General features: G+C 53.4%; 30 protein-coding genes. 16 read left to right on the top strand and 14 right to left on the bottom strand.

What is annotated here, in order from left to right:
* The first annotated feature begins 17 nt into the window (after positions 1 to 17).
* Positions 18 to 1,577 (top strand): CNNM family cation transport protein YoaE, encoded by a 1,560-nt coding sequence (yoaE, locus tag P0H77_RS12675; protein WP_276157256.1) that lies wholly within the window; start codon positions 18 to 20, stop codon positions 1,575 to 1,577.
* A 3-nt stretch (positions 1,578 to 1,580) separates the two neighbouring features.
* Here the strand turns inward: yoaE and P0H77_RS12670 are convergent, their stop codons facing one another.
* From P0H77_RS12670 to pabB, 4 genes are all read right to left on the bottom strand, one after another.
* Entirely contained in the window at positions 1,581 to 3,179 is a 1,599-nt protein-coding gene (locus tag P0H77_RS12670; protein ID WP_276157255.1) for an EAL domain-containing protein, read from the bottom strand.
* Between the two features lie 137 nt (positions 3,180 to 3,316).
* Positions 3,317 to 4,681, bottom strand: a complete 1,365-nt coding sequence (gene sdaA / locus P0H77_RS12665) for an L-serine ammonia-lyase (protein WP_276157254.1) — start codon at positions 4,679 to 4,681, stop codon at positions 3,317 to 3,319.
* 162 nt (positions 4,682 to 4,843) lie between these two features.
* Positions 4,844 to 5,422, bottom strand: a complete 579-nt coding sequence (locus P0H77_RS12660) for a CoA pyrophosphatase (RefSeq protein WP_276157253.1) — start codon at positions 5,420 to 5,422, stop codon at positions 4,844 to 4,846.
* A gap of 3 nt (positions 5,423 to 5,425) precedes the next feature.
* The gene (pabB, locus tag P0H77_RS12655; RefSeq protein ID WP_276157252.1) at positions 5,426 to 6,787 is read right to left on the bottom strand and encodes an aminodeoxychorismate synthase component 1; all 1,362 of its coding nucleotides are present in this window, start codon (positions 6,785 to 6,787) and stop codon (positions 5,426 to 5,428) included.
* Positions 6,788 to 6,870: 83 nt separating this feature from the next.
* On the opposite strand from pabB, the gene P0H77_RS12650 reads away from it, so the two are divergent.
* Together P0H77_RS12650 and P0H77_RS12645 are read left to right on the top strand one after the other, a co-directional pair.
* Positions 6,871 to 7,050 (top strand): YoaH family protein, encoded by a 180-nt coding sequence (locus P0H77_RS12650; RefSeq protein WP_276157251.1) that lies wholly within the window; start codon positions 6,871 to 6,873, stop codon positions 7,048 to 7,050.
* A gap of 5 nt (positions 7,051 to 7,055) precedes the next feature.
* Positions 7,056 to 8,117 (top strand): hypothetical protein, encoded by a 1,062-nt coding sequence (locus P0H77_RS12645; RefSeq protein WP_276157250.1) that lies wholly within the window; start codon positions 7,056 to 7,058, stop codon positions 8,115 to 8,117.
* A gap of 62 nt (positions 8,118 to 8,179) precedes the next feature.
* Here P0H77_RS12645 and P0H77_RS12640 read toward each other — a convergent pair whose 3' ends face one another.
* Positions 8,180 to 8,524 carry a RidA family protein gene (locus P0H77_RS12640; RefSeq protein WP_276157249.1) on the bottom strand — a complete coding sequence of 115 codons (345 nt, stop codon included), beginning with the start codon at positions 8,522 to 8,524 and terminating at the stop codon, positions 8,180 to 8,182.
* Between the two features lie 129 nt (positions 8,525 to 8,653).
* Here P0H77_RS12640 and P0H77_RS12635 point away from each other — a divergent pair, with 129 nt between their 5' ends.
* The 5 genes from P0H77_RS12635 (at position 8,654) to rnd (ending at position 15,033) form a co-directional block, all read left to right on the top strand.
* Entirely contained in the window at positions 8,654 to 10,564 is a 1,911-nt protein-coding gene (locus tag P0H77_RS12635; protein ID WP_276157248.1) for an ATP-dependent DNA helicase, read from the top strand.
* Positions 10,565 to 10,627: 63 nt separating this feature from the next.
* Positions 10,628 to 11,323 carry a tRNA (adenosine(37)-N6)-threonylcarbamoyltransferase complex dimerization subunit type 1 TsaB gene (gene tsaB / locus P0H77_RS12630; RefSeq protein ID WP_276157247.1) on the top strand — a complete coding sequence of 232 codons (696 nt, stop codon included), beginning with the start codon at positions 10,628 to 10,630 and terminating at the stop codon, positions 11,321 to 11,323.
* A 37-nt stretch (positions 11,324 to 11,360) separates the two neighbouring features.
* Positions 11,361 to 11,942, top strand: coding sequence for a Slp/YeaY family lipoprotein (locus P0H77_RS12625; RefSeq protein WP_276157246.1), 582 nt, complete (start codon positions 11,361 to 11,363; stop codon positions 11,940 to 11,942).
* A gap of 205 nt (positions 11,943 to 12,147) precedes the next feature.
* A complete protein-coding gene (gene fadD / locus P0H77_RS12620; protein ID WP_276157245.1) occupies positions 12,148 to 13,833 on the top strand; it encodes a long-chain-fatty-acid--CoA ligase FadD in 1,686 nt (561 codons plus the stop codon).
* An 81-nt stretch (positions 13,834 to 13,914) separates the two neighbouring features.
* Positions 13,915 to 15,033 (top strand): ribonuclease D, encoded by a 1,119-nt coding sequence (gene rnd / locus P0H77_RS12615; protein WP_276165122.1) that lies wholly within the window; start codon positions 13,915 to 13,917, stop codon positions 15,031 to 15,033.
* A 46-nt stretch (positions 15,034 to 15,079) separates the two neighbouring features.
* On the opposite strand, the gene minE is transcribed toward rnd, so the two are convergent.
* The 3 genes from minE to minC are packed head-to-tail and all read right to left on the bottom strand — an operon-like array spanning position 15,080 to position 16,886.
* Positions 15,080 to 15,346 carry a cell division topological specificity factor MinE gene (gene minE / locus P0H77_RS12610; protein ID WP_049840897.1) on the bottom strand — a complete coding sequence of 89 codons (267 nt, stop codon included), beginning with the start codon at positions 15,344 to 15,346 and terminating at the stop codon, positions 15,080 to 15,082.
* Positions 15,347 to 15,349: 3 nt separating this feature from the next.
* A complete protein-coding gene (minD, locus tag P0H77_RS12605) occupies positions 15,350 to 16,162 on the bottom strand; it encodes a septum site-determining protein MinD (protein WP_176918827.1) in 813 nt (270 codons plus the stop codon).
* Between the two features lie 22 nt (positions 16,163 to 16,184).
* Positions 16,185 to 16,886, bottom strand: coding sequence for a septum site-determining protein MinC (gene minC / locus P0H77_RS12600; RefSeq protein WP_276157244.1), 702 nt, complete (start codon positions 16,884 to 16,886; stop codon positions 16,185 to 16,187).
* A 126-nt stretch (positions 16,887 to 17,012) separates the two neighbouring features.
* Between minC and P0H77_RS12595 the strand changes: the two genes are divergently transcribed.
* The 3 genes from P0H77_RS12595 to P0H77_RS12585 all read left to right on the top strand — a co-directional run bounded on the left by P0H77_RS12595 (position 17,013) and on the right by P0H77_RS12585 (position 18,524).
* Entirely contained in the window at positions 17,013 to 17,288 is a 276-nt protein-coding gene (locus P0H77_RS12595; RefSeq protein WP_276157243.1) for a YcgL domain-containing protein, read from the top strand.
* A gap of 36 nt (positions 17,289 to 17,324) precedes the next feature.
* Positions 17,325 to 17,984, top strand: a complete 660-nt coding sequence (locus tag P0H77_RS12590; RefSeq protein ID WP_276157242.1) for a fumarylacetoacetate hydrolase family protein — start codon at positions 17,325 to 17,327, stop codon at positions 17,982 to 17,984.
* A gap of 93 nt (positions 17,985 to 18,077) precedes the next feature.
* Positions 18,078 to 18,524, top strand: coding sequence for a YcgN family cysteine cluster protein (locus P0H77_RS12585; protein ID WP_276157241.1), 447 nt, complete (start codon positions 18,078 to 18,080; stop codon positions 18,522 to 18,524).
* A 9-nt stretch (positions 18,525 to 18,533) separates the two neighbouring features.
* Here the strand turns inward: P0H77_RS12585 and bdcA are convergent, their stop codons facing one another.
* Positions 18,534 to 19,247: an SDR family oxidoreductase gene (gene bdcA / locus P0H77_RS12580; protein WP_276157240.1), complete on the bottom strand. Its 714-nt coding sequence runs from the start codon at positions 19,245 to 19,247 to the stop codon at positions 18,534 to 18,536.
* Positions 19,248 to 19,325: 78 nt separating this feature from the next.
* On the opposite strand from bdcA, the gene P0H77_RS12575 reads away from it, so the two are divergent.
* Positions 19,326 to 19,907 carry a TetR/AcrR family transcriptional regulator gene (locus tag P0H77_RS12575; RefSeq protein WP_276157239.1) on the top strand — a complete coding sequence of 194 codons (582 nt, stop codon included), beginning with the start codon at positions 19,326 to 19,328 and terminating at the stop codon, positions 19,905 to 19,907.
* Positions 19,908 to 19,926: 19 nt separating this feature from the next.
* Here the strand turns inward: P0H77_RS12575 and P0H77_RS12570 are convergent, their stop codons facing one another.
* From P0H77_RS12570 to P0H77_RS12560, 3 genes are read right to left on the bottom strand one after another with little or no spacing between them, the layout of a single operon-like run.
* Positions 19,927 to 20,481 carry a GNAT family N-acetyltransferase gene (locus P0H77_RS12570; RefSeq protein ID WP_276157238.1) on the bottom strand — a complete coding sequence of 185 codons (555 nt, stop codon included), beginning with the start codon at positions 20,479 to 20,481 and terminating at the stop codon, positions 19,927 to 19,929.
* A 4-nt stretch (positions 20,482 to 20,485) separates the two neighbouring features.
* The gene (locus tag P0H77_RS12565) at positions 20,486 to 20,584 is read right to left on the bottom strand and encodes a YoaK family small membrane protein (RefSeq protein ID WP_103675988.1); all 99 of its coding nucleotides are present in this window, start codon (positions 20,582 to 20,584) and stop codon (positions 20,486 to 20,488) included.
* A 19-nt stretch (positions 20,585 to 20,603) separates the two neighbouring features.
* Positions 20,604 to 20,765 (bottom strand): hypothetical protein, encoded by a 162-nt coding sequence (locus P0H77_RS12560; protein ID WP_276157237.1) that lies wholly within the window; start codon positions 20,763 to 20,765, stop codon positions 20,604 to 20,606.
* Positions 20,766 to 21,318: 553 nt separating this feature from the next.
* Here P0H77_RS12560 and P0H77_RS12555 point away from each other — a divergent pair.
* The 3 genes from P0H77_RS12555 to P0H77_RS12545 all read left to right on the top strand — a co-directional run bounded on the left by P0H77_RS12555 (position 21,319) and on the right by P0H77_RS12545 (position 22,759).
* On the top strand, positions 21,319 to 21,654 hold the full coding sequence (locus P0H77_RS12555) for a hypothetical protein (protein ID WP_276157236.1): 336 nt from the start codon (positions 21,319 to 21,321) through the stop codon (positions 21,652 to 21,654).
* Positions 21,655 to 21,800: 146 nt separating this feature from the next.
* On the top strand, positions 21,801 to 21,941 hold the full coding sequence (locus tag P0H77_RS12550) for a hypothetical protein (RefSeq protein ID WP_276157235.1): 141 nt from the start codon (positions 21,801 to 21,803) through the stop codon (positions 21,939 to 21,941).
* A gap of 641 nt (positions 21,942 to 22,582) precedes the next feature.
* Positions 22,583 to 22,759 carry a hypothetical protein gene (locus P0H77_RS12545; RefSeq protein WP_276157234.1) on the top strand — a complete coding sequence of 59 codons (177 nt, stop codon included), beginning with the start codon at positions 22,583 to 22,585 and terminating at the stop codon, positions 22,757 to 22,759.
* Between the two features lie 51 nt (positions 22,760 to 22,810).
* On the opposite strand, the gene P0H77_RS12540 is transcribed toward P0H77_RS12545, so the two are convergent.
* Complete coding sequence (locus P0H77_RS12540; RefSeq protein WP_276157233.1) at positions 22,811 to 22,948, bottom strand: hypothetical protein; 138 nt, start codon at positions 22,946 to 22,948, stop codon at positions 22,811 to 22,813.
* A 192-nt stretch (positions 22,949 to 23,140) separates the two neighbouring features.
* Positions 23,141 to 23,314, bottom strand: coding sequence for a KGG domain-containing protein (locus tag P0H77_RS12535; protein ID WP_276157232.1), 174 nt, complete (start codon positions 23,312 to 23,314; stop codon positions 23,141 to 23,143).
* A 636-nt stretch (positions 23,315 to 23,950) separates the two neighbouring features.
* On the opposite strand from P0H77_RS12535, the gene P0H77_RS12530 reads away from it, so the two are divergent.
* Positions 23,951 to 24,370 carry a translesion error-prone DNA polymerase V autoproteolytic subunit gene (locus P0H77_RS12530; protein WP_276157231.1) on the top strand — a complete coding sequence of 140 codons (420 nt, stop codon included), beginning with the start codon at positions 23,951 to 23,953 and terminating at the stop codon, positions 24,368 to 24,370.

Raw genomic sequence — 24,370 nt, 5'->3', positions numbered from 1 at the left:
GCCAGCAGGAGCAGATCATGGAATTGTTAATGGACCCCTCAATCTGGGTCGGGCTACTTACGCTTGTCGTCCTTGAGATCGTTCTTGGCATTGATAACCTGGTCTTTATTGCCATCCTGGCGGATAAATTGCCGCCTAAACAGCGAGATAAAGCCCGTTTAATCGGCCTGTCGCTGGCGCTGATCATGCGACTGGGGCTGCTGTCGGTTATCTCGTGGATGGTGACGCTTACCAAACCGCTTTTCAGCGTCTGGGATTACGCCTTCTCTGGCCGCGATTTAATTATGCTGCTGGGAGGCCTGTTCCTGCTGTTTAAAGCGACGACGGAACTTCACGAGCGGCTGGAAAATCGCCAGCATGACGGCGGACATGGTAAAGGTTACGCCAGTTTCTGGGTGGTTGTATTACAGATCGTCGTTCTTGATGCGGTGTTCTCCCTTGATGCGGTGATTACGGCGGTTGGTATGGTCAATCATCTGCCGGTGATGATGGCGGCGGTGGTGATCGCGATGTCGGTAATGCTACTGGCGTCAAAACCGTTAACCCACTTTGTTAACCAGCATCCGACCGTGGTGGTGCTGTGCCTGAGCTTCCTGTTAATGATCGGCCTGAGTCTGGTGGCAGAAGGGTTTGGCTTCCATATTCCGAAAGGCTATCTGTACGCGGCGATCGGCTTCTCGATTATTATCGAATTTTTCAACCAGGTGGCGCGTCGTAACTTTATCCGTCATCAGTCAACGCTGCCGCTGCGCGCCCGCACCGCCGACGCGATCCTGCGTCTGATGGGCGGACGCAAACGTAACGGTACCCAAAGCGAGTCGGACAGCCATACCCACGTTCCGATCCCGGAAGGAGCCTTTGCTGACGAAGAACGTTATATGATCAACGGCGTTCTTACGCTGGCTTCCCGCTCGCTGCGCAGCATTATGACCCCGCGCGGAGACATTAGCTGGGTGGATGCCAACCTTAGCGCTGAGGCCATCCGCCAACAGCTTCTTTCCTCACCGCATAGCCTGTTCCCGGTGTGCCGGGGCGAGCTGGATGAGGTGATTGGTATCGTACGGGCAAAAGAGCTGCTGGTGGCGCTGGAAGCGGGTGAAGACGTTGCGGCGATGGCGTCTGCTTCTCCGGCGATCGTGGTTCCCGAGACGCTGGATCCCATCAACCTGTTAGGCGTGCTGCGCCGTGCGCGCGGCAGTTTTGTTATGGTGACCAACGAGTTCGGGGTGGTGCAGGGGCTGGTCACGCCGCTGGACGTGCTGGAAGCGATTGCCGGCGAGTTCCCGGATGCGGATGAAACACCGGAAATCATTGCCGATGGCGATGGCTGGCTGGTGAAGGGCGGAACCGATCTTCATGCGCTACAACATGCGCTGGAGCTGGATAGCCTGGTTAACGATGAAGACGATATCGCCACGGTTGCCGGTCTGGTGATCGCGGTAAACGGTCATATTCCTGCCGCAGGCGAGGTGATTGAACTGGCTCCGCTGCGGATCACTATTGTTAAAGCCAATGACTATCGCGTCGACCTGGTTCGCGTTGTTAAAGAACCTTCAGAACACGATGAAGAAGAGTAATCGTTAACGTAGCGGCATAATTGGATTCGGATGACGCTCATGCTGTGCTGGCGGAGAGGACTTTTCCGCCAGCCACTTTGGAAACTCGGCAAGTGGCATGGGCCGGGCATACAGATAGCCCTGCAATAATTGCACGTTGTTCTGACGTAAATACGTCGCCTGCTGTTCCGTCTCCACGCCTTCCGCTACCAGTTCAATACGCAACCGCTGCCCAAGGGCAATAATAATATCCGTTACCGTCGAATTAACCGCATCGGTGCCAATCGCGCCGGTGAAAGACTTATCTATTTTCAGCACGTCGGGACGCAGCTTTTCCAGCCACGACAGTGAACTGTTGCCGGTACCGAAGTCATCTATCGCCAGTTTAACGCCTTTATGATGCAGCTCGCGCACGAGACGGTAATCCACATCGTCCAGTACGGCACGCTCGGTCAACTCCACAACCAGTTGTTGCGGTGGATGGGCGCTGAACCAGTAGTGATTCAAATCCTTCAGCAGCATCCCGCGGCGCAGATGACAGGCGGCTACATTGATACCAATATGAAAATGACTGTCTGCCGGGAAAACGGCCAGATTGCGCATGGTCTCAGCAAGGACGTACCGCGTCAGGGGAATAATTAAATTATGATCTTCAGCAATCGGAATAAAAACGTCCGGTGAAATCCAGCCCTGACGGGGATTATTCCAGCGCAGCAAAATTTCCACGCCGGTACATTGATTATTTCGGGTATTGAGTAGCGGCTGGCAAAAAACCTCAAATTCCCTGGCGGCGATCCCCAGGTTAATTTCCCAGCTAAAACTCATCCGTCCCGCGGTGGCAAGCCAGGCGATCCACGCCAGCAGGCTACTGAGGATCAGTGCCAGCGGAAGCTGACCGGGCAAATCGCGTAGCGCCAGCGCGGTGGCACCGGGGGTACTGACGTTGATGGTAAACGGAAAATGTGCCGACGCCAGACGGTAAAAAGGATGATCCGGATCTTCCGGCAGCCGGTCGACGACGCCGAGACCGTCTATATAGTGCCGATCGCCTAACGTCAGGCTCAGGGCAGAGATGAGCGGGGCGCGCGGACTGAGGATCAGACTACTCAGCAACTCAATGTTAATACTTTCCATCACGCCGTCTTCGCCATCAGCCGAGACCGGATACCACTGCAGCATGATCGGCGAGCCTTTCAACAAGGACTGATCGGTTGAGAGTAGCAATCGCGCTTCGCTGGCAGGCAGCGCAGGCTGTAGCTGATTTACCGGCATGTCGCGGCTGCCGAAAATACTGGAGCAGTACAGGATCCCGGACTTCACCAGCGCAATCGAGCGCACGGTTTGCAGTACCGCCGCTTTTTTACGGATCAGCGGCTGTGCTTCATCACAGGGCAATCCCACAAGATGTATGATTTCTTCCCGGCCATCTTCCAGGGGGAGCAGGATTTTATCAAGCGTCGATACGGCCTGCGTCGCCGCCTCGTGGATCCGTTCCTGATTTAGGCTACGCTGCGAAATAAATCGTATGCCTAATGTCAGACTCAGCGTCACCAGTGCCACGATGGCGCTGACGATAAATCGTTTACGCTGGTAATTGACGATAATCCGCTGCGCTGTCTGCATAGTTGGTTTGGATCATTCTCGCGAAACTGGCGAAGGTGCCAGCGGTACCTTAGCTAAAATTGTAGTGCGGAAAGGCTAATGCGACGAGAAAATAGCGAACAGGTTGCCCACCTGTGACAGGTGGGCGAAAGAAGGGGTTAATCACACTGCACTTTGATCGCCAGGCCTCCGCGTGAGGTTTCGCGGTATTTAGCGTTCATATCTTTACCCGTTTCGTACATCGTCTCGATGACCTTATCGAGCGAAACGCGCGGCTCGCTGGTGCGACGCATGGCCATCCTTGCTGAGTTAATCGCCTTAACCGAAGCGATAGCATTACGCTCAATGCACGGCACCTGAACCTGGCCGGCAACCGGATCGCAGGTTAACCCCAGGTTATGCTCCATGCCAATCTCTGCGGCAACGCAGACCTGCTCAGGGCTCGCGCCCAGCAGCTCAGCCAGACCCGCCGCAGCCATTGAGCAGGCGACGCCCACTTCACCCTGGCAACCCACTTCAGCACCGGAAATGGAGGCATTCATTTTATACAGCGCGCCGATAGCGCCTGCGGCGAGGAAGTAGCGAATATAAATATCCGGGCTGACCGACTCGATAAAGTGGTCGTAATACGCCAGGACTGCTGGCACTATACCGCACGCTCCGTTGGTCGGCGCGGTAACCACGCGTCCGCCTGCGGCATTTTCTTCATTCACCGCCAGGGCAAACATATTTACCCAGTCAATAACGATCATCGGATCGTTAGACAGCTTGTCGCTGGACACCAGCATCCGACGCAGGGCGGGGGCGCGACGCGGCACGCGCAGCGGACCCGGCAGCACGCCTTCGGTATTCAGACCGCGATCGATACAGGCGCGCATCGTCTGCCAGACGTCGGCGAAATAGTCTTCGATCTCTTTTTTACTGTGCAGCGCCAGTTCGTTCTGCATCACCATACCGGACAGCGACAGGCCGGTTTCTTTACAGTAGCCCAGCATCTCTTTCGCCGATTTGAACGGAAACGGTACGTTAACCTCGCTGCTGGCATCCTGACCAAAATGCTCTTCATCAACGATAAAGCCACCGCCAATGGAATAATAGGTTTTGCTGTAAATAACCTTATCGCCGTTCCACGCGTGAATTTGCATGCCGTTCTCATGCAGCGACAGGTTTTCGCTGCGAAAATGCATCCCGTCATTAGCGGGGAAATCCACTTCATGCGCCCCGTGCGCCAGCAGCAGGCGACCGCGCGTTTCGACGTCGCGTATAAACGCCGGAATACTGTCAATATCAACGGTGGCCGGCAGATTACCCGCCAGTCCCATAATAATGGCGACATCAGTGTGGTGACCTTTACCGGTCAGCGACAGCGAGCCGTAAACATCGACGGTCAGGCGAGTGACGCTTGTCAGCAGATCTTTTTCGACCAGATCATCGACGAACTGTTTACCGGCCTTCATTGGCCCTACAGTGTGGGAAGATGAGGGGCCAATCCCCACCTTAAACATGTCGAATAGACTAATCACGGTATGTACTCCTGACAGGGTTACTGATTCTCAGTAACGATGTAAAAATTGGGCTTAGTGTAAGAGGGAACGGCAATTTCAGCCCGACTATTCACATGAATTAAACTAATGAGTAACCACTGATTTACTAATGAGTACCGCCCCCCGCCATCACAACTATAGTCAGGGTTTGATTCCCACTTGTAGCGCCAGCTCACGAATAATGCCAGCGGTCATGCCCCAGACAAAATAGTGCTGATACCAGGAGAGCCAGACGCGATGCGAATTACCGCGTCGGTGAATATCGAGAGGATGATAGCGGCCCAGACGCAGGGCTTCTGCCAGCGGCATTTCAAATACGGCGGCAACTTCGTCTTCACTCGCGTGCCATGGCAGGTCGGGCGGAATAATGCCGACCACCGGCGTGACCTGAAACCCGGTAACGCTATCGACGGGCGGTAACACCCCGATCACGTCGACCACGTCAGGTGGAATGGCGACTTCCTCCTGCGCTTCGCGCAGCGCGGCAGCAATCAAAGAGGCATCGCTGGCATCCACCGCGCCGCCGGGAAAGGCCACCTGTCCGGCATGTTTGCGCAGGTGAGGGGAGCGCTGCGTCAATAATAGTCCCGGCTGTTCCCGGCGAACGACGGGGATCAATACCGCCGCCTGACGGCTATTAAGCGTGCCGCGACCGAGCTGAGGGCGTAAGAGCTGAAAGCGCGACAGAAAATCATCAAGCGTCAGATTGGGAACATCCACGGATCACTTCTCCAGTTGCTGCAGGATACGATTTACTTTATCAAAGGTTTCCTGGTATTCGGCGTCCTCCTGACTATCCGCCACAATACCACCGCCTGCGGAACAGTATAGCTGGCCTTCATACGCCGTCAGGGTACGGATAGTAATGCTGGTGTCCATATTGCCGCACAGGCTCAGATAGCCGATGCTGCCGCACCAGGCATTGCGACGGTGCGGCTCCAGTTCGTCGATGATCTCCATCGCCCGTACTTTCGGCGCGCCGGTAATTGATCCGCCAGGAAACGCGGCGCGCAGCAGATCGCTGGCGTGTAAATGTTCTGGCAGTGTTGCAGTAACGGTACTGACGAGATGATGCACCGCCGGGAACGGTTCAACCACGAACAGTTCAGGGACCTTTACCGTGCCGGGAACGGCGACGCGTCCGATATCATTACGCATCAGGTCGACAATCATCAGGTTTTCGGCGCGATCTTTTGGCGAACGGGCCAGTCTTGCCGCCTGTTGCGCATCGTCCTCGGCGCTATTCAGACGAGGCAGGGTACCCTTGATGGGCCGGGTCTGGATATGACCATCACGCAACTGGATAAAGCGCTCCGGCGACAGGCTGAGAATTGCACCTTCATCAAGGCGTAAAAAGGCGCTGAAAGGCGCTTTATTGGCGGCATTGAGCTGGCAAAACATCGCCCATTCATCGCCTTCATAACGAGCCTGAAAACGCTGTGCCAGATTCACCTGATAGCAGTCGCCGCTGTGCAGGTATTCCTGTACCTGGCGGAACTTCTCCCCGTACCGGGCGCGGGTCATATTTGACCGCCAGCCGGAGGTCAGGCGGAAATCCGCCGGTTCCGGTAAGCGTCTGTCTGCCAGCCAGGCCAGCCGCTGATTGACATTACCATGACTGAGCAGCGTGACCCGCAGGCGCTGATGGTCAACAATCAACGCCCAGTCATAAATCCCCACCGCCATATCCGGCAGCGGAATATCGGCTTCAGCCTTTGTTGGCAGCGTCTCGAAACGTCGTCCTAAATCATAACCAAATAACCCCAGCGCGCCGCCCTGAAAAGGCAGATCGTCCTGAGGCCCAGGCTGCAAATGCAGCGCGTCGAGCACGTTTTGCAGCAGGGTTAACGGATTGTCCCGGGAACGGCGTTCTTCTCCGTCGCTGGCGATGAGGGTGGTCTCGCCCCGGGTAATCAGCGTTGTGCGCGGATCGGCGACCAGAATATCGAACCGGCTGTGCGGATGATCGGCATGGCCTGAATGCAGCAGCATCGCCCACGGCAGATGGCTAATCGCGGAGAAATAACGTTCGGCGGCGTCCGGGTGCCACGGTAAAGTGATAACGGTGGGAGAATGCGTGTTCATGATACCTGACTCTTTGCTGTCCTGCTGGCTATGCGCCGGACAGCATGGAATAATAAGCGCCAATAATGTAGCAGGAGTATGTCATGTTTGCAGGTTTACCTTCGCTCAGCCATGAGCAGCAGCAGAAAGCGGTCGAGCGTATCCAGGAACTGATGGCGCAGGGCATGAGCAGCGGTCAGGCCATTTCCCAGGTGGCGGATGAACTACGTGCAACGCACACCGGCGAGCGGATCGTCGCGCGCTTTGAGGATGAAGACGAGTAACTCGTATGTCTCACGCTGCTTTACCCGATGCCATCCACGCGTTTCTTGATGCAGCCGTAACGCCCGGCGAGATGACACTGCCTTTTCACTACTCAACGCCTGAGCGGTGGGAGGCGCAACAGCGTGGTTTTCGCGTGCATGGCATCACGGGAGAGAACCTGACCGCCAGCCGTGCGGGCGAGTGGCAGCCCGGCTGGTACGTCATCGCGCTTAACGGCTTTGACGATCCTTTTTTTATCGATTCCAGTGAATCCGCTCAGGGCTTTCCGGTCTATTATGCCCCTCACGGCGCAGGACGCTGGAATGCTGAACGCATTGCGCCGACGCTTGCCAGCTTTAGCGAGCGGCTGCTGGCCCTGCGTGATGCGGCAGACGATGACGCTGCATTTCTGCAGTACCTCGATACGCTTCCCGACGCTCAGTCGCCGTTCTGGTCCGACGTCCGCAGCGAAAGGCTGGCGCGTGAAGAGGAAGAAGACCTCTGTGCGCCACCCGATCCGGCGGCGTGGCAGCAGGGGCGTCTCGTTATCACTGCTACAGGTCCGCAAAAACTCAAGGTTATTCATCTCCTGCGCAAAACGCTGAACCTTCCCCTCTCTGAAGTGATGGCGTTTGTCGCTCAACTGCCGATCGTTGCCGGTGAGGATTTTCATATCCGCCTGCGCCCGCTGGAAGAGGCACTGGTCGCGCTCGGCGCGAGCGTGGAATTTCAGCCCGACGGTCCGCGCCTGAAAACCTTTCAACTGGATGCCTTCTTTACTCTGGAAGAACTGATCGACTGCGTTAAATCCCGGCAGGAAACGGACACTGACTACGCTATTTATTCCGCCAGCGAGGAGCCTTTTCAGGCGGGCGAGCAGGTTTTTATTGCCGGTCCTGAAACGGGAGAGGACGATCCGCTAACGTTTCAGGTGGATGGCGTTACGCTGCATTATGCGTATGCCGGGGATCAGTTTCGCAGCGTGGTGGAATTAGCCATCGAGCAGAAGCCGGAAGCCAGTGCAGGGGAGATCATCAGGGCGCTGAACCACTATAGTGAATATGATGATTTTCTGGATATGGAGTAAAGGTTGTTCCGGTTTATGAGTTCGCTGTCATAGCAGCGAATGCCGCTATGACAGAAATAACATTACACCGCCGCAATAATCTTAATCTCAACCTTATACTGCGGCTTCATCAGCGTCGCCTGTACGGTACAGCGCACCGGGGCATGGCCTGCCACTACCCAGGCGTCCCACGCTTTATTCATCGCCGCAAAATCATCGGCATTAGCGAGAAAAATCGTAGCGTCCAGAATGTTAGTCTTATCGCAGCCTTGCTTCACCAGCACCGCATCAATCTGCGCCAGCGTGTTGGCCGTCTGTTCGAAAGCATCGGCATCAAGATTTTCCGGTACGCCGGTGTAATACAGCGTCTGATTGTGGATAACGACATCTGACCAGCGTGCTTCGGCGTCGATACGGGTAATGGTCATGGGATTTCCTTTTTAAATTCTCATAGATAGTGCTTAAGACTGCCATATTGTCTGCGTTTCGTCATCTCTTCGGCTGGCTAAAGCGGCTGTCCCCTGACATAATCACTGGCGATTTAACCAGGGGGTAGCGTGACGGACGATTTTGCAACAGACGGCCAGTTAGCCAAAGCCATACCGGGCTTTAAGCCGCGAGAGCCACAGCGCCAGATGGCGGTGGCCGTAGCGGAGGCGATTGAGAAAACGCAGCCGCTGGTGGTGGAGGCGGGGACCGGGACCGGGAAAACCTACGCTTATCTTGCACCTGCCTTGCGGGCGGGAAAAAAAGTCATTATTTCCACCGGCTCAAAAGCGTTGCAGGATCAGCTTTATAGTCGCGACCTGCCTACCGTTTCGAAAGCGCTGGAATTTACCGGCAGGCTGGCGCTGCTGAAAGGGCGCTCTAACTATTTGTGTCTTGAACGTCTGGAGCAGCAGGCGCTGGCGGGCGGTGACCTGCCGGTACAGACGCTCAGCGACGTGATCCTCCTGCGCTCGTGGGCCAACAATACCATTGACGGCGATATCAGCACCTGCGCCAGCGTGGCGGAAGATTCCCAGGCCTGGCCGCTGGTCACCAGCACTAACGACAACTGCCTGGGCAGCGACTGCCCGCTGTATAAAGATTGCTTTGTGGTGAAGGCGCGTAAGAAAGCGATGGACGCCGATGTGGTGGTAGTAAACCACCATCTTTTCCTCGCCGATATGGTGGTTAAAGACAGCGGCTTCGGTGAACTCATCCCCGAGGCGGATGTGATGATTTTCGACGAAGCGCATCAGCTTCCGGATATCGCCAGCCAGTATTTTGGGCAGTCGCTCTCCAGCCGTCAGCTGTTGGATCTGGCGAAGGACATCAGCATTGCCTACCGGACCGAGGTTAAAGATACCCAACAGCTGCAAAAATGCGCCGACCGGCTGGCGCAAAGCGCGCAGGATTTTCGTCTGCAACTGGGCGAGCCTGGCTATCGCGGCAACCTGCGCGAGCTTTTAGCTGACGCCAATATTCAGCGCGCGCTGCTGCTGCTTGATGATGCGCTTGAACTTTGTTACGACGTGGCGAAACTTTCGCTGGGGCGCTCGGCGCTGCTGGATGCTGCTTTTGAGCGCGCCACGCTGTACCGCGCCCGGTTAAAGCGGCTGAAAGAGATTAACCAGCCAGGCTATAGCTACTGGTATGAATGTAACTCGCGTCATTTTACCCTCGCGCTGACGCCGTTGACGGTGGCGGACAAATTCAAAGAGGTGATGGCGCAGAAGCCCGGCAGCTGGATTTTTACCTCCGCCACGCTGTCGGTAAACGACGACCTCCACCATTTCACCTCGCGGCTCGGCATTGATGAGGCTCATTCGCTGCTGCTGTCAAGCCCGTTTGACTACGCGAATCAGGCTCTGCTGTGCGTACCGCGTAATTTACCAACCGCCAACCAGCCCGGCGCAGCGCGCCAGCTGGCGGCGATGCTCAAGCCGATGATTGAAGCCAACAATGGCCGCTGCTTTATGCTTTGTACCTCGCACGCGATGATGCGCGATCTGGCCGAGCAGTTCCGCGCCACCATGACGCTGCCGGTTTTGCTGCAGGGTGAAACCAGCAAGGGGCAGCTTTTGCAGCAGTTCGTCAGCGCCGGAAACGCGTTGCTGGTAGCCACCAGCAGCTTCTGGGAAGGCGTGGACGTGCGCGGCGATACGCTGTCGCTGGTGATTATCGATAAACTGCCGTTTACCTCGCCGGAAGATCCGCTGTTAAAAGCGCGAATGGAAGATTGCCGTCTGCGCGGCGGCGATCCGTTTGATGAGGTCCAGCTCCCGGACGCGGTGATCACCCTCAAGCAGGGCGTGGGGCGTCTGATCCGCGACGTCGACGATCGCGGCGTGCTGGTGATCTGCGACAACCGGCTGGTGATGCGTCCCTACGGCGCGGTTTTTCTTGCCAGCCTGCCGCCGACGCCGCGCACCCGCGACATTAGCCGCGCCGTGCGTTTTCTGGCCGTTCCGCCAGCGCGGTAATTCACGCGCGGCTGTGGTAAAATAAGCCCAATTTATTGATCTGGAGTGTAAGACGCGATCCCCATGCGAATTCTGGCTATTGATACCGCCACCGAGGCTTGTTCCGTTGCCCTGTGGAATGACGGTAAAACCGGTGCTCATTTTGAACTGTGTCCACGAGAACATACGCAACGTATTTTGCCTTTAGTACAGCAGCAACTGAGCGACGGCGGCGTCACGCTGGCGGATCTCGACGCGCTGGCGTTTGGGCGCGGGCCGGGTAGCTTTACCGGCGTGCGTATTGGCATTGGCATCGCTCAGGGTCTGGCGCTGGGTGCTGACCTGCCCATGATCGGCATCTCGACGTTAATGACGATGGCGCAGGGGGCCTGGCGCAAAACCGGCGCCACTCGCGTGCTGGCGGCCATTGATGCCCGCATGGGCGAGGTCTACTGGGCAGAGTATCAGCGCGATGAAGAGGGCGTCTGGCACGGCGAAGAGACCGAATCCGTACTCAAACCAGACGCGGTTAACGCGCGGTTGAAAAACCTGAGCGGTAACTGGGCTACCGTAGGCACTGGCTGGCCTGCATGGCCTGATTTAGCTCAGGGCTGCGGACTTACTCTGACCGACGGCGAGATCCTGCTGCCGGTTGCCGAAGATATGCTACCGCTGGCCTGTCAGCGACTGGCTCGTCAGCAAACCGTCGCGGTCGAGGCGGCGGAGCCGATCTATTTACGTAATGAAGTCGCATGGAAGAAACTTCCTGGCCGGGAATGAATCTCAGTAACAGAGACTCAGTAAAAGAGGTTGTATCATGGCGGTTCAAAAACAGAGTGTACGCTGGATAGCCGCGGGTGCGCTGGCCATGGCATTAAGCGGATGTGTCACTATTCCTGATGCCATTAAAGGCTCCAGTCCCACTCCACAGCAGGATCTGGTCCGGGTAATGAATGCGCCACAGCTTTACGTGGGCCAGGAGGCACGCTTCGGCGGGAAAGTGGTCGGTATTGAAAACCAGCAGGGCAAGACCCGGCTGGAAATTGCGACGGTTTCACTGGATGACGGCGCACGTCCGGTTCTGGGTGAACCGTCGCGTGGCCGTATTTACGCGGATGTCAGCGGCTTTCTCGACCCGGTCGATTTCCGCAACCAGCTCGTTACCGTCGTCGGGCCGATTACCGGTACGGCTGAAGGCAAGGTGGGTAACACGCCTTACAAATTTATGGTCATGCAGGTCAACGGTTACAAACGCTGGCGCGTAACGCAGCAGGTTATGCTGCCGCCGCAGCCGATTGATCCCTGGTTCTGGGGACCGGGGCCGCACCCGTGGGGCTGGGGCTACGGTGGCTGGTATAACCCTGGCCCGGCCCAGGTACAGAGTGTAGTTACCGAGTAACTCACTGTAATATAAAGCAAAGAAGCAGCGGCCGGTCCGCTGCTTCTTTATGCTCAACCTGAACAATAAAAATAAATAGTGACGCGCTTCGCAACCTGAATTCTGGTTGATTAATAAACTGGTACGCTGAGTTAATATAATGTTAACGGCTTGTTTATTATCTGGGGTTGTGATGACGACAAATTCTGGTTTTAGAGGTGATGCATTGAAAAAGGTTTGGTTAAACCGTTATCCCGCGGATGTCCCCGCGGAGATCAATCCTGACCGTTATCATTCCCTGATCGAACTGTTTGAACATTCAGCGAACCGCTATGCTGACCAGCCTGCCTTCGTCAACATGGGGGAGGTGATGACCTTCCGCAAGCTGGAGGAGCGTAGTAGGGCATTTGCTGCCTGGCTACAGCAAGGGCTGGGGATGAAAAAGGGCGACCGCGTTGCGCTGATGATGCCCAACCTGCTGCAATATCCGGTGGCGCTGTTTGGCATTTTGCGTGCCGGGATGACGGTGGTGAACGTTAACCCGCTGTATACGCCGCGCGAACTTGAGCATCAGCTTAATGACAGCGGCGCGACGGCGATTGTCATTGTCTCAAACTTTGCGCATACCCTGGAAAAAGTGGTTAACAAAACCCAGGTCAGGCACGTCATTCTGACCCGTATGGGCGACCAGCTCTCGGCGACCAAAGGCACGCTGGTGAATTTTGTCGTCAAATACGTCAAGCGGCTGGTCCCGAAATATCACCTGCCGGATGCGATTTCATTTCGCAGCGCCCTGCATAACGGTTACCGCATGCAGTACGTTAAGCCGGAACTGGTGCCCGAGGATCTGGCTTTCCTGCAATATACCGGCGGCACGACCGGCGTGGCGAAGGGCGCGATGCTGACCCACCGCAACATGCTGGCCAACCTGGAGCAGGTCAATGCTACCTATGGGCCGCTTCTGCATCGCGGCAGCGAGCTGGTGATCACCGCGCTGCCGCTGTACCACATTTTCGCCCTGACCATGAACTGCCTGCTGTTTATTGAACTGGGCGGGCAAAACGTCTTAATTACCAACCCGCGTGACATTCCGGGCCTGGTGAAAGAGCTGGCGAAATATCCTTTCACCGCGATGACTGGCGTTAATACGCTGTTCAATGCGCTGCTGAATAACAAAGAGTTCCAGCAGCTCGACTTTTCCACGCTGCATCTCTCTGCGGGGGGCGGAATGCCGGTGCAGCAGGCGGTGGCCGACCGCTGGGTGAAACTGACCGGACAATATCTGCTGGAGGGCTATGGCCTGACCGAGTGTTCACCGCTGGTGAGCGTTAACCCGCATGATATTGATTACCACAGCGGCAGCATTGGCCTGCCGGTGCCGTCCACCGAAGTGAAGCTGGTGGATGATGACGATAACGAAGTGGCATCTGGCGAGCCGGGTGAGCTGTGCATTAAAGGTCCGCAGGTGATGCTGGGCTACTGGCAGCGTCCGGATGCGACGGATGAAATCATCAAAGACGGCTGGCTGCACACCGGTGATATCGCAGTAATGGATGATGAAGGTTTCCTGCGCATCGTCGACCGGAAGAAAGATATGATCCTCGTCTCCGGGTTTAACGTTTACCCGAATGAGATTGAAGATGTGGTGATGCAGCATCCGGGCGTGCTGGAAGTGGCAGCGGTCGGCGTACCGTCCGGCAGCAGCGGCGAGGCGGTGAAGATTTTTGTGGTTAAGAAAGACGAGACGCTCAGCGAAGATTCCCTGATCGCCTTCTGTCGCCGCCAGTTAACTGGCTATAAGGTGCCGAAACAGGTAGAGTTTCGTGCCGAGCTGCCAAAATCCAACGTCGGTAAGATTTTGCGACGAGAACTGCGTGACGAAGCGCGCAGTAAAGTGGACAATAAAGCCTGAGCCACGATCACGTCGCCAGACGCCGGTTAATCCGGCGTTTTTTATGGGCGCAAGTTAAGAGACTATGATTTGAATTACCAGATGATCACCACCAATGACGCGCTACTCGCCCTGTGTGAAGAGGCGCGCAATGCCCCGGCTATCGCGCTGGACACCGAGTTTGTGCGTACGCGTACCTACTATCCGCAGCTGGGTTTACTTCAGCTGTTTGATGGACAGCGCGTGGCGTTGATCGACCCGCTCGGCATTACCGACTGGTCGCCGATGCGGGCGCTATTACAGAACAATGAAGTGATTAAATACCTTCACGCGGGCAGCGAAGATCTGGAAGTCTTTCTCAATGAATTTGGCGTGATGCCGCAGCCGTTCATCGATACGCAGATCCTGGCGTCATTTTGTGGCCGTCCTGGATCGTGGGGCTTTGCCGCCATGGTTGAAGAATTTACCGGTCTGAAGCTGGATAAAAGCGAGTCGCGCACCGACTGGCTGGCCCGTCCGCTAACCGAGCGCCAGTGTGATTACGCGGCGGCTGACGTCTGGTATTTACTGCCTGTCGCCCATCAGCTGCTGGCCGAAACCGACCGCGCGGGCTGGCTGTCCGCCGCGCTGGACGAATGTGAATTGATGAAAAACCGCCGTCAGGATATTCTCGAACCCGACGACGCGTGGCGTGACATTACTAATGCCTGGCAGTTGCGTCCTCGTCAGCTGGCCTGCCTGCAACTGCTGGCGGCGTGGCGTTTACGTAAAGCGCGGGACCGTGATATGGCGGTTAATTTCGTGGTTCGTGAAGAACACCTGTGGGCCGTGGCGCGCTATATGCCAGGCAGTCTCGGCGAGCTGGACGGCCTGGGTCTGTCAGGCAGCGAAATTCGCTTCCACGGCAAAACGCTGCTGAGCCTGGTGGAAAAAGCGCAGGCTATGGCGGAAGAGACGCTGCCGGAGCCGCTCCTGAACCTGATGGACATGCCCGGTTACCGCAAAGTCTTCAAAGACATTAAGACAATTGTTCAGGACATTAGCGTGGCCAAAGGGCTTAGCGCTGAGCTGCTGGCGTCCCGTCGTCAGATTAACCAGTTACTTAACTGGCACTGGAAACTTAAAACGTCGGCGTTATTACCTGAACTGATTTCTGGCTGGCGTGGGGAACTGATGAGCGAGCCATTGCTGGCGCTGCTGGCGGAGTATCCGCGTAGTTAAACCAGGAAGGGCACCGGGCGGAAGAGACCGCCCGGTACGATTGCGGCTACTTTGACTCTTCCGCTTCAGGCAGAGTGACGTTCAGTTCCAGAATAGAGATATCATCTCCCTTCTGTTCCAGTTGCACGGTGACCATTTCAGGGTCGATCTGCACGTAGCGGCAAATCACTTCCAGAATATCGCGTTTCAGCTGCGGCAAGTAGTGCGGCTCGGCGTCGCTACGACGACGTTCCGCTACAATGATCTGCAATCGCTCTTTAGCGATGTTAGCCGTATTCTTTTTCCGTGACAGAAAAAAGTCGAGTAATGCCATAACTTATCCTCCGAACAGGCGCTTGAGGAAACCTTTCTTCTCTTCTTCAACGAAGCGGAAAGGGCGTTCTTCTCCCAACAGGCGATCCACCGTATCGGCGTATGCTTTACCCGCATCTGAAATCGTATCCAGAATCACAGGTTCCCCCTGGTTGGAAGCGCGCAGAACAGACTGGTCTTCCGGGATCACACCAACTAATTTGATGCGCAGGATTTCCAGTACGTCTTCCATGCTTAACATATCACCTCTGTTCACGCGCCCTGGGTTGTAGCGGGTCAATAACAGATGTTCTTTAATCGGATCTTCGCCATTTTCTGCTCGGCGGGATTTTGAGGCCAGAATACCCAGAATACGGTCTGAGTCACGGACCGAAGAAACTTCCGGGTTGGTGGTGATGATCGCTTCATCAGCAAAATAGAGTGCCATCAGCGCCCCGGTTTCAATACCGGCAGGGGAGTCGCAGACGATGAAATCAAAATCCATCCCTTTCAACTCTTCCAGCACTTTCTCTACGCCTTCGCGGGTCAATGCGTCTTTGTCACGCGTTTGCGACGCGGGAAGGATATAGAGGTTATCCGTGCGCTTATCTTTAATCATGGCCTGATTCAGCGTGGCATCGCCCTGAATCACGTTAACGAAATCATATACCACGCGGCGCTCACAACCCATGATTAAATCCAGGTTACGCAGGCCGATATCGAAATCGATAACGATGGTTTTTTTACCCTTCTGGGCTAAACCTGTAGCGATGGCCGCGCTGGAGGTAGTCTTGCCAACGCCCCCTTTACCCGAAGTAACTACAATAATGCGTGCCATAAAAATTCCTTGTTAAAAGGGATTACTCTAAGGGTTCGATCGACAAAGCATCATTCGTCAGACGTAAACGCGCGGCTTTGCCGTAAAATTCGGCTGGTATTTGATCGCTCAGCCAGTACTGCCCGGCGATGGAAATTAATTCCGCCGTCAGGTGCGTACAAAATATTTGTGCATTTCTGTCACCGCTGGCACCTGCGAGAACGCGTCCTCTCATCATGCCATACACGTGGATATTTCCATCGGCAATTAATTCCGCACCCGCGCTGACATGACTGGTGACAATCAAATCACACTGTGGAGCGTAGACGCGCTGACCAGAACGAACCGGAACGTCAATCAGTCGTGTTTTTGCGATGGGAGTAACAGCCGCTGGCGGTGGCGTCTCCACTTCAACAGGGGCAGAGCGGACCACTTTTTCCTTACCTTCAGTCAGGAGAGGAAAACCCGCTCTGTCGATTTCTGCCTTAAGTGCAGGGTCCTTACAGCCGCTCACACCGATGATACGCAAACCTGTTGCTGTTATTGCTTTCTGAATGGGCAACCACTCGAAGGGAGCCTCCAGCGTACTTACGTTAACCACAACCGGGGCATGACGTAAAAACGCCGGTGCCTGAGCGATTTTGTCTTCTAACGCCTGACGAATAACTTCCGGCTTTGCCTCATGCAAATGAACCACTGATAAGGTGAAACTACTTCCTTTAAGTTCGATTGGCGTGTTTGACATCCTGGCCTTACTCAATTTGCTTTTTACCATCGCCGATGTGGGATGATATTCCGAAGACTCTCTGGCATGTTATAGTCACTATTATATTGAGGCAAGCCACCTCCCTCTTAATTCAGAGTAAAAGTTATGTTTTGTGTGATCTACAGAAGCACCCGACGCGAGCAAACCTATTTGTATGTTGAAAAAAAGGACGATTTCTCGCGCGTGCCGCCTGAACTGATGGACGGCTTTGGCAAGCCGCAACTCACGATGCTTCTGCCGCTCGACGGTCGCAAGAAATTAGCCGGTGCGGATCTGGATAAAGTGAAGCAGGCATTAACGGAGCAGGGCTATTATTTACAACTTCCGCCACCGCCGGAAAATCTACTCAAGCAGCATCTGGCGTCGGCAGACAAAAAATAATGTCAATCGAACATTTGATTAACTGTAGGGGAAAATATGTATCAGCATCATAACTGGCAGGGCGCTCTGCTGGATTACCCGGTTAGCAAAGTGGTCTGTGTTGGTAGTAATTACGCGAAGCATATAAAAGAGATGGGCAGTGACGTGCCGGAAGAGCCGGTGCTGTTTATCAAGCCTGAAACGGCGCTATGCGACATCCGTCAGCCCCTGGTGCTGCTTCAGGGCTATGGCTCGGTGCATCATGAAGTGGAGCTGGCGGTGCTGATTGGGGCTACGCTTCGTCAGGCCTCGGAAGAACACGTCGCTAAAGCGATTGCTGGTTATGGTGTTGCCCTCGATCTTACTCTGCGCGACGTGCAGGGGAAAATGAAGAAGGCGGGTCAACCGTGGGAAAAAGCCAAAGGCTTTGATAATTCGTGTCCGCTATCCGGTTTTATTCCGGCGGCAGAATTTAGCGGCGACCCGCAGGCTACCCCGCTGGGACTGAAAGTGAACGGTCAGGTTCGCCAGCAGGGCACCACTGCGGATATGATCCACAAAATCGTGCCGCTGATTGCTTATATGAGCCGCTTCTTTACGCTGAAAGCCGGTGATGTAGTTTTAACCGGCACGCCGGACGGCGTTGGCCCGCTACAAAGCGGCGACGAGCTTGAGGTGAGTTTTAACGGCAATTCGCTGACCACCCGCGTGCTGTAACGCGCTCTTGCCGTTGTTTCCGGCGGCAATACTTGCATCAGGGTGCCAGAGTGGTTATAAGGTGCACCCTGAATCTTAATCGTGGACGTCTTTATGAGCAATGTACCCTTCTGGCAAAGCAAAACCCTCGACGAGATGTCTGACACAGAGTGGGAATCACTGTGTGACGGCTGCGGACAGTGCTGTTTGCATAAGCTGATGGATGAAGACACCGATGAGATCTACTTCACCAATGTCGCCTGCCGCCAGCTCAACATCAAGACCTGCCAGTGCCGCAACTATGAGCGTCGTTTTGACTATGAGCCGGACTGCATTAAATTAACGCGCGAAAACCTGCCTACCTTTGAATGGTTGCCGCATACCTGCGCCTATCGCTTACTGGCTGAAGGTAAAGACCTGCCGCACTGGCACCCGCTGTTGACCGGCTCGAAGGCGGCCATGCACGGCGAGCGCATTTCCGTACGCCACATCGCCGTGCGTGAGTCTGAAGTACATGACTGGCAGGATCACATCCTCAACAAACCTGACTGGGCGCAGTGATCGACTGCGCTACGCGCCAAACGCCCCATCAATGGTATGCATCGCGCCGGTCACAAATGATGCTTCCGGTCCGGCAAGCCAGGCCACCATTCCCGCCACCTCTTCAGGACGTCCGTGGCGTTTGATCGCCATAAAGCTGTGCATCAGTTCTTTCATCGGCCCCTCAGCCGGGTTGGCATCCGTATCGATCGGGCCGGGCTGTACAATATTGATCGTGATCCCGCGTGGACCGAAATCACGCGCCAGTCCGCGCGCTAAGCCTTGCAGTGCCGATTTACTGACGGCATAAGACGCCATGCCCGGAATGGGCATCCGGTCGCCGTTGACGGAACCAATCACGATAATCCGTCCGCCTTCCGGCATCTGGCGCGCCGCTTCCACGGAGGCATGGTACGGTGCGTGGATATTGATCCGGAACAGGCGGTCTATTGCGTCAGGATCCTGCTCCAGCGCATCGCCAAACAGGGCGATCCCGGCGTTGACTACCAGGATATCCAGCGGCCCGGCGTCGCGTACCAGCTTAATGATGGCCTCCCGGTCAGCGCTGTCCGCCTGAATAGCGGTGCTGCCCGTTTCTTTCGCCAGCTGCAATGCCGCGTCGCGCGAGCCGGCATAGCTGAAGGCCACAGAAGCACCTTCAGCGGCAAAACGCTGTACGATGGCCGCGCCAATTCCCCGGCTGCCGCCGAGCACCAGAACCGATTTATGTTGAAATACAGACATGCGCGTTTCCTTGAATCATATTGTAGTGACCGTTACAATATGATTCAGAGAAGAAGCCTGTCAAGGAATTATGTATCGATGACTAAAAAATTAGGTCGTACTCCGGGCCGTCCCCGTCGCTTTGATCCCGAAGAGGCAATCGCGACGGCTCAGCAATTATTTCATTCACGCGGCTATGATGCGGTCAGCATTGCGGATCTTACCGACGCTTTCGGCATTAAGCCGCCGAGCTTTTACGCGGCATTTGGTAGCAAAATGGGGTTGTATACGCGGGTGCTGGATCGCTATGCCTGTACTGGCGCCATCCCGTTGCAGACGCTCTTGCGCGCCGACAGGCCGGTTGCGGAATGCCTGGCTCGCGTGCTGGAAGAGGCCGCCACGCTTTATGCGGCCAACCCTGATGCCGCGGGATGCCTGGTGCTGGAAGGGACGCACTGCGACGATCCTTCTGCTCGTGAAGCCGCCTGCGGTTTTCATTCCGCCGCCGAGACGCTCATTCGCCGCTATATCGCCGAACGTCACCCGGAGGATGCAGAGCGGCTTACCGACTTCGTGGGAACAGTTATGGCCGGCCTTTCAGCCAAATCACGGGCAGGATATAACTCACAGCGTTTGCAGGCGATTGCGCGCCTGGCAGGGCAGGCGTTGGCAAAGCAGTAATGATCTGGCGGATTGGCGGTTACCTGCCGCCAGGCTGGCGTGAACAATATTCCCGCCATTTTAACGAGGTCAGGCGATAGACCAGGCTGGGAGCCGCATCCGGAACATCATTTACCGTCGCGGTTTTTATCATGCCTGCTTTTTCCAGCACCCGCTGTGAGGCCAGATGTGCGGGCCTGACCACCGCGGTTAGCTCGTGCAAATCAAGTGTGGTAAACGCGTAGCGCACGGCGAAATGGCAAAATTCGCTGGCGATGCCTTTCCCCCATGTCTCAGGCGAGAAACGATAGCCCAGATTATGCGTCAACGCGCCATCAAGCTCCCTGACCGTTATCCCGGCAAAACCCACGATCCGTGCCGGCGTTTCACGCAACGCGATAGCCCAGTTGCCATAACCATATCGCTCGTATTCCGCTATCCATACGGCGAGCCGTTGTTGCGCATAATGAAGACTGGGATAGGGACCGACGGGGTTAAACGTATTTGTTTCAGGATCGCCGTAAATACGATAAAGATCGTCGGCATCCCCGGTAGTCAATGGTCTTAACAGTAATCGCGTGCTGGTTAGCTGCATAGCGTTATGAGCCTGGCGTGGCATAGCCGCCAACAACAAACCACGTCAGAAACGCTACCGCCACAAAAAAGATGACCACTGGAAAAGCAATACCTAATCTCATAAATCCCCTGTTATAAACGTTAATGTTGTACCGCCATTCCTATCACCGCATTAACCAGCGAGGACGCCATAAATACGCCGCCGAGGATAAACCAGACCTTTTGTCTCTGCCGGAAGGCTAACAACAGAAAAACGACCGAAACGACAAAAAAGGGTATCGCGATGATAGCAAACGTGGACATTATTCTCTCCTGAATGAAATACATGTCTGATGTTTCATCCTCTGACGACACCGCCGGAAGATGTCACTATAACTTTGAATATAAGACTAATCTATATGTATCTTTTTTTGGCTATATGCTTTTTGTTTCTGTACCTCTTCTGAGTCACTCTTTATAGCCGTTACCCGCCTTCGAATGAAAGAGTAAATGAATTCATCCACCATTTATGGTAGGAAAAGTGCGGCTACGATTTAAAAGGTGTTGGACGTTGACAGGGAAATCAATTTACAATGCATTGGATATTAGCTGCCATGAACACTGAAATAATAATCCCTTGAAATGCTAGAATTTTCTTAAAAAATAACCAGCTAAGATCTGTTTTTTATAACGAAGGTAAAGATTAACCTGTTGTTATAAAAGCATTATTTTGATTACATCAGCAATTGTCGTGCTCTTGCAATGAACTATGTTTATTTACCTTTCGTGCGCTTCTAAAAAAAGCGCGGTAAAAAAAATGTAGTATTGAGTTCCAATTTAAAAATTGAAAAGTAACTCATCGCATCGGGAGAGAAATATGACAGAAGCACCCATAGCCTATACTCATTGCCCTTCGTGCAATGAGCTTATCCCCAGCGAGGCTAAGGTTTGTGAGCATTGCCATGCTCATAAAATAAATAACTATGTCTCGCGCGAAGCCCGCACAAAAATACGAATGCTGGCCGGTATCGCAGCGGCTGTTCCTGCCGCGGTATTTTTGCTGGCGTTCTTTTTTATCGAGCATGTGTGGCTCCTGGCGGCAATCTGCGTATTGTTATCACTGGCGGCGTGGTTCTCGGTTAATCGCACATTGCTGGCACAGGAAAAAAAGAAAAACGTTACCGTATGGAAACGCAGAACATTGACGTGGTAAGAAAATGCCTCAACCAGCAGGGTATTGTATTTAGTCGGTTTCGGTTGTCAGATGTCAGAATCGGCCTTCATTATAATGATAATTTCTTGTTAAAACGTGTTTTTTCTTCCAGGCTTTACTAACACAGGCTAAATGGAGGAAGTGAAATGAGCCAGCACCACGCCGACCGCGATCGCAAAAAAGAAGAGGACCGTCCGGTCACCGGTAACCCAAAAGATCACGGTGAGATCCCGCGCACGCGTGATAGCAGTAACGATCATAAAGAAGACCCTTATAAAGATAAGTAAATCGTCATCCTCAGGTCAGCATGAGAAAGACCTGAGGATGTCTTTATGGATTTATTCTTGTACCTGATAGGGTGTCTTAAGTATCATCTAAAAGAATCGATGATTATTCGATCAACGCGTTGAATGACATTTTGAATAAATGACGCTTTTTTTATTAATTGTTTAAAATTAGCTTTGCTAAGCACGCAGAGCTAAAAATAGTAGTAATGGACTGTATATTATCCAGCGCACTGACCTCGTCGCCATGGATTGGTAGCTAGTTGGAATATTCCGCGAGGTCAGTCCATTTTATTTTTATTCACTTCCCTGATTTACGTAAACCTCTTAGACTTTTCTACCCTTAAGGCCTGTTGGCGTTATTGGTTTTTATTTGCTTAATTATTACCCTGTTATATAAAAGTGACCAGATAATAGGTTAAATCTGCACATTATTCAGCCATGTCCGGCAGCCGCTTCAGCGCTTTCTGATGCCAGTGAAGGCAGAGAAGCCCGTTTTCTTGCTTTAACTAAAATTGTTAACCCTGTCGTGAAAAATGATAACCAATGAAATATTTATGATGGTTAATGATAACTAACAGAAATCAATCGTGAGCGAACGTGAAAGTTTTTAAGGTGATTGTTTTTTATACTATTGATCGGTTATGACGATCAATATGATTGTTTTGATTGATAAATTTATTTATGCGCGTAAGATTTCACCTGACTCTGCTGTTACGCCAACACCAGGCGGCAGAGTTGTTTTAGTCGGCATTAAAGTAATGCACTGGGTGGCTCCTGTCGCATTGCTTTTTTTAAGGCCCACTAAAACATATAAATAAAGGTCACGCTCAGGCGTGACCTTTTCTTTTGTTAGCGGTAAACCGTTGCGATTACTTTTTGGCTTCAACACCGGGCGCTTCAGAGCATAGAAGAAACTGCTGCGTTACGTCGGGAAGATGATCCAGCGCCCATTTTTCCATGGTGTGCGCGTCACGTAACCAGTCAAGATAATTTTCTTGATTAGTCATGATCATTCTCCGGGATAAGTTGAATAACCGTAATAAAAAGGAATAACTTATTACTGGTTTTATGGCGTGAAATTACGGCAAGGAGGGGAGATTTTGAATCTGGCGAGCCAATAACGACTCGCCATTGCAGCTATAAAAATAATGTATTTTCAGTTATAAATTTACATTGCTTTCAAGCGTTATTCAGCAGCCTTATTTTTTACCGCCGCTGCTCTGACCGCCTTTTTTACCGGCTTCAGAAGCTTTCTGCGGATCGTCTTTGAAGTTACCGCCGCCGCCGCTGCTTTGTCCACCTTTCTTACCGGCTTCGGAAGCTTTCTGCGGATCGTCTTTAAAGTTACCGGAACCACCACGATGTTCAGCCATAATATATCTCCACTGTATGTTAGACATATAATCGATACTTATGATGCATATCGACTGCTTTCAGTACTTAAAGTTAGTCTAAAAATACAGGCCGTCAAATTACCACAAACATTTAATTACCGCTTCGCTTAGTAGATATTGCCGCTTCGCTGAGGAAACACTCATTTATAACAATATGAAAAACACACCTTTTTTAAGCAATATTATTTTTATTGGTATTTTAATTTTCCCTGTAAATTTGATGCTGCTTACTTTTGCTTACAGGTTAGCCTTTTTTTCAGGCCGTTTTTAATTACCAGCCTTACTAATCGTGCCGTGATGTTTCGTCTGCGATAATGGGAAAAAATGGCAGAGATTGGGAGTCTGGCCATAGGTTTTACGTATATTGTTAAATTTTTTTATAATTTCAACAGAACTGGCGGTATAAACTGGATTTTTACCTGTATGCATCTTATCCCGTTTCGCCGTTACAAGAAGAGGAGTGAGTATCGCCTGAGGGTATTCGTTGAGCGGTTTTTCACCGCTTTCGTGAATGGCTTCGTTCAGTGTCAGAAATTAATAGTTATTCCCTGTCTTGATCTCGAAGGTAACTCAAATTACTGTTTAAATATACAGTAATTTATTGAGGTGTTCATTTTGATGTTTATTCAACCAGCGGAACTGCGTCCGGTCGTTTTGCTGCCCTTGTTTAGTGACCTGGTCCAGTGCGGTTTTCCCTCGCCTGCGCAGGACTATGTCGAACAGCGCATCGATCTTAATGAACTGATGATCCACCATCCCAGCGCCACCTATTTTGTCCGCGCTTCCGGTGACTCAATGATTGAAGGAGGAATTAGCGACGGGGATTTACTGATCGTCGATAGTTCAAGAACAGCCGAACATGGCGACATCGTTATTGCCTCGGTAGAAGGCGAGTTTACGGTAAAACAACTCCAGTTACGTCCGGTCATCCGCTTAAATCCGCTCAATAAAGCCTACGTTCCTATCCTGATTGGCTGTGACGAGGTGCTGGAAATATTCGGCGTCGTGACTTACATCGTCAAAGCGACAGGCTGA

This window comes from Superficieibacter sp. HKU1, assembly GCF_029319185.1.
Taxonomy (GTDB): domain Bacteria; phylum Pseudomonadota; class Gammaproteobacteria; order Enterobacterales; family Enterobacteriaceae; genus Superficieibacter.
The sequence above is the reverse complement of the archived record's forward strand: the minus strand, read 5'-3'. Positions and strand labels throughout refer to the sequence as shown.

Excerpts from the sequence above, each read along its gene's own strand:
- yoaE (WP_276157256.1), top strand. The coding sequence starts at position 18 with ATGGAATTGTTAATGGACCCCTCAATCTGGGTCGGGCTACTTACGCTT.
- P0H77_RS12670 (WP_276157255.1), bottom strand. The coding sequence starts at position 3,179 with ATGCAGACAGCGCAGCGGATTATCGTCAATTACCAGCGTAAACGATTT.
- pabB (WP_276157252.1), bottom strand. The coding sequence starts at position 6,787 with ATGAACACGCATTCTCCCACCGTTATCACTTTACCGTGGCACCCGGAC.
- P0H77_RS12650 (WP_276157251.1), top strand. The coding sequence starts at position 6,871 with ATGTTTGCAGGTTTACCTTCGCTCAGCCATGAGCAGCAGCAGAAAGCG.
- P0H77_RS12645 (WP_276157250.1), top strand. The coding sequence starts at position 7,056 with ATGTCTCACGCTGCTTTACCCGATGCCATCCACGCGTTTCTTGATGCA.
- P0H77_RS12640 (WP_276157249.1), bottom strand. The coding sequence starts at position 8,524 with ATGACCATTACCCGTATCGACGCCGAAGCACGCTGGTCAGATGTCGTT.
- tsaB (WP_276157247.1), top strand. The coding sequence starts at position 10,628 with ATGCGAATTCTGGCTATTGATACCGCCACCGAGGCTTGTTCCGTTGCC.
- P0H77_RS12625 (WP_276157246.1), top strand. The coding sequence starts at position 11,361 with ATGGCGGTTCAAAAACAGAGTGTACGCTGGATAGCCGCGGGTGCGCTG.
- rnd (WP_276165122.1), top strand. The coding sequence starts at position 13,915 with ATGATCACCACCAATGACGCGCTACTCGCCCTGTGTGAAGAGGCGCGC.
- minE (WP_049840897.1), bottom strand. The coding sequence starts at position 15,346 with ATGGCATTACTCGACTTTTTTCTGTCACGGAAAAAGAATACGGCTAAC.
- minD (WP_176918827.1), bottom strand. The coding sequence starts at position 16,162 with ATGGCACGCATTATTGTAGTTACTTCGGGTAAAGGGGGCGTTGGCAAG.
- minC (WP_276157244.1), bottom strand. The coding sequence starts at position 16,886 with ATGTCAAACACGCCAATCGAACTTAAAGGAAGTAGTTTCACCTTATCA.
- P0H77_RS12595 (WP_276157243.1), top strand. The coding sequence starts at position 17,013 with ATGTTTTGTGTGATCTACAGAAGCACCCGACGCGAGCAAACCTATTTG.
- P0H77_RS12590 (WP_276157242.1), top strand. The coding sequence starts at position 17,325 with ATGTATCAGCATCATAACTGGCAGGGCGCTCTGCTGGATTACCCGGTT.
- P0H77_RS12585 (WP_276157241.1), top strand. The coding sequence starts at position 18,078 with ATGAGCAATGTACCCTTCTGGCAAAGCAAAACCCTCGACGAGATGTCT.
- bdcA (WP_276157240.1), bottom strand. The coding sequence starts at position 19,247 with ATGTCTGTATTTCAACATAAATCGGTTCTGGTGCTCGGCGGCAGCCGG.
- P0H77_RS12575 (WP_276157239.1), top strand. The coding sequence starts at position 19,326 with ATGACTAAAAAATTAGGTCGTACTCCGGGCCGTCCCCGTCGCTTTGAT.
- P0H77_RS12570 (WP_276157238.1), bottom strand. The coding sequence starts at position 20,481 with ATGCAGCTAACCAGCACGCGATTACTGTTAAGACCATTGACTACCGGG.
- P0H77_RS12565 (WP_103675988.1), bottom strand. The coding sequence starts at position 20,584 with ATGAGATTAGGTATTGCTTTTCCAGTGGTCATCTTTTTTGTGGCGGTA.
- P0H77_RS12560 (WP_276157237.1), bottom strand. The coding sequence starts at position 20,765 with ATGTCCACGTTTGCTATCATCGCGATACCCTTTTTTGTCGTTTCGGTC.
- P0H77_RS12555 (WP_276157236.1), top strand. The coding sequence starts at position 21,319 with ATGACAGAAGCACCCATAGCCTATACTCATTGCCCTTCGTGCAATGAG.
- P0H77_RS12550 (WP_276157235.1), top strand. The coding sequence starts at position 21,801 with ATGAGCCAGCACCACGCCGACCGCGATCGCAAAAAAGAAGAGGACCGT.
- P0H77_RS12545 (WP_276157234.1), top strand. The coding sequence starts at position 22,583 with ATGACGATCAATATGATTGTTTTGATTGATAAATTTATTTATGCGCGT.
- P0H77_RS12540 (WP_276157233.1), bottom strand. The coding sequence starts at position 22,948 with ATGACTAATCAAGAAAATTATCTTGACTGGTTACGTGACGCGCACACC.
- P0H77_RS12535 (WP_276157232.1), bottom strand. The coding sequence starts at position 23,314 with ATGGCTGAACATCGTGGTGGTTCCGGTAACTTTAAAGACGATCCGCAG.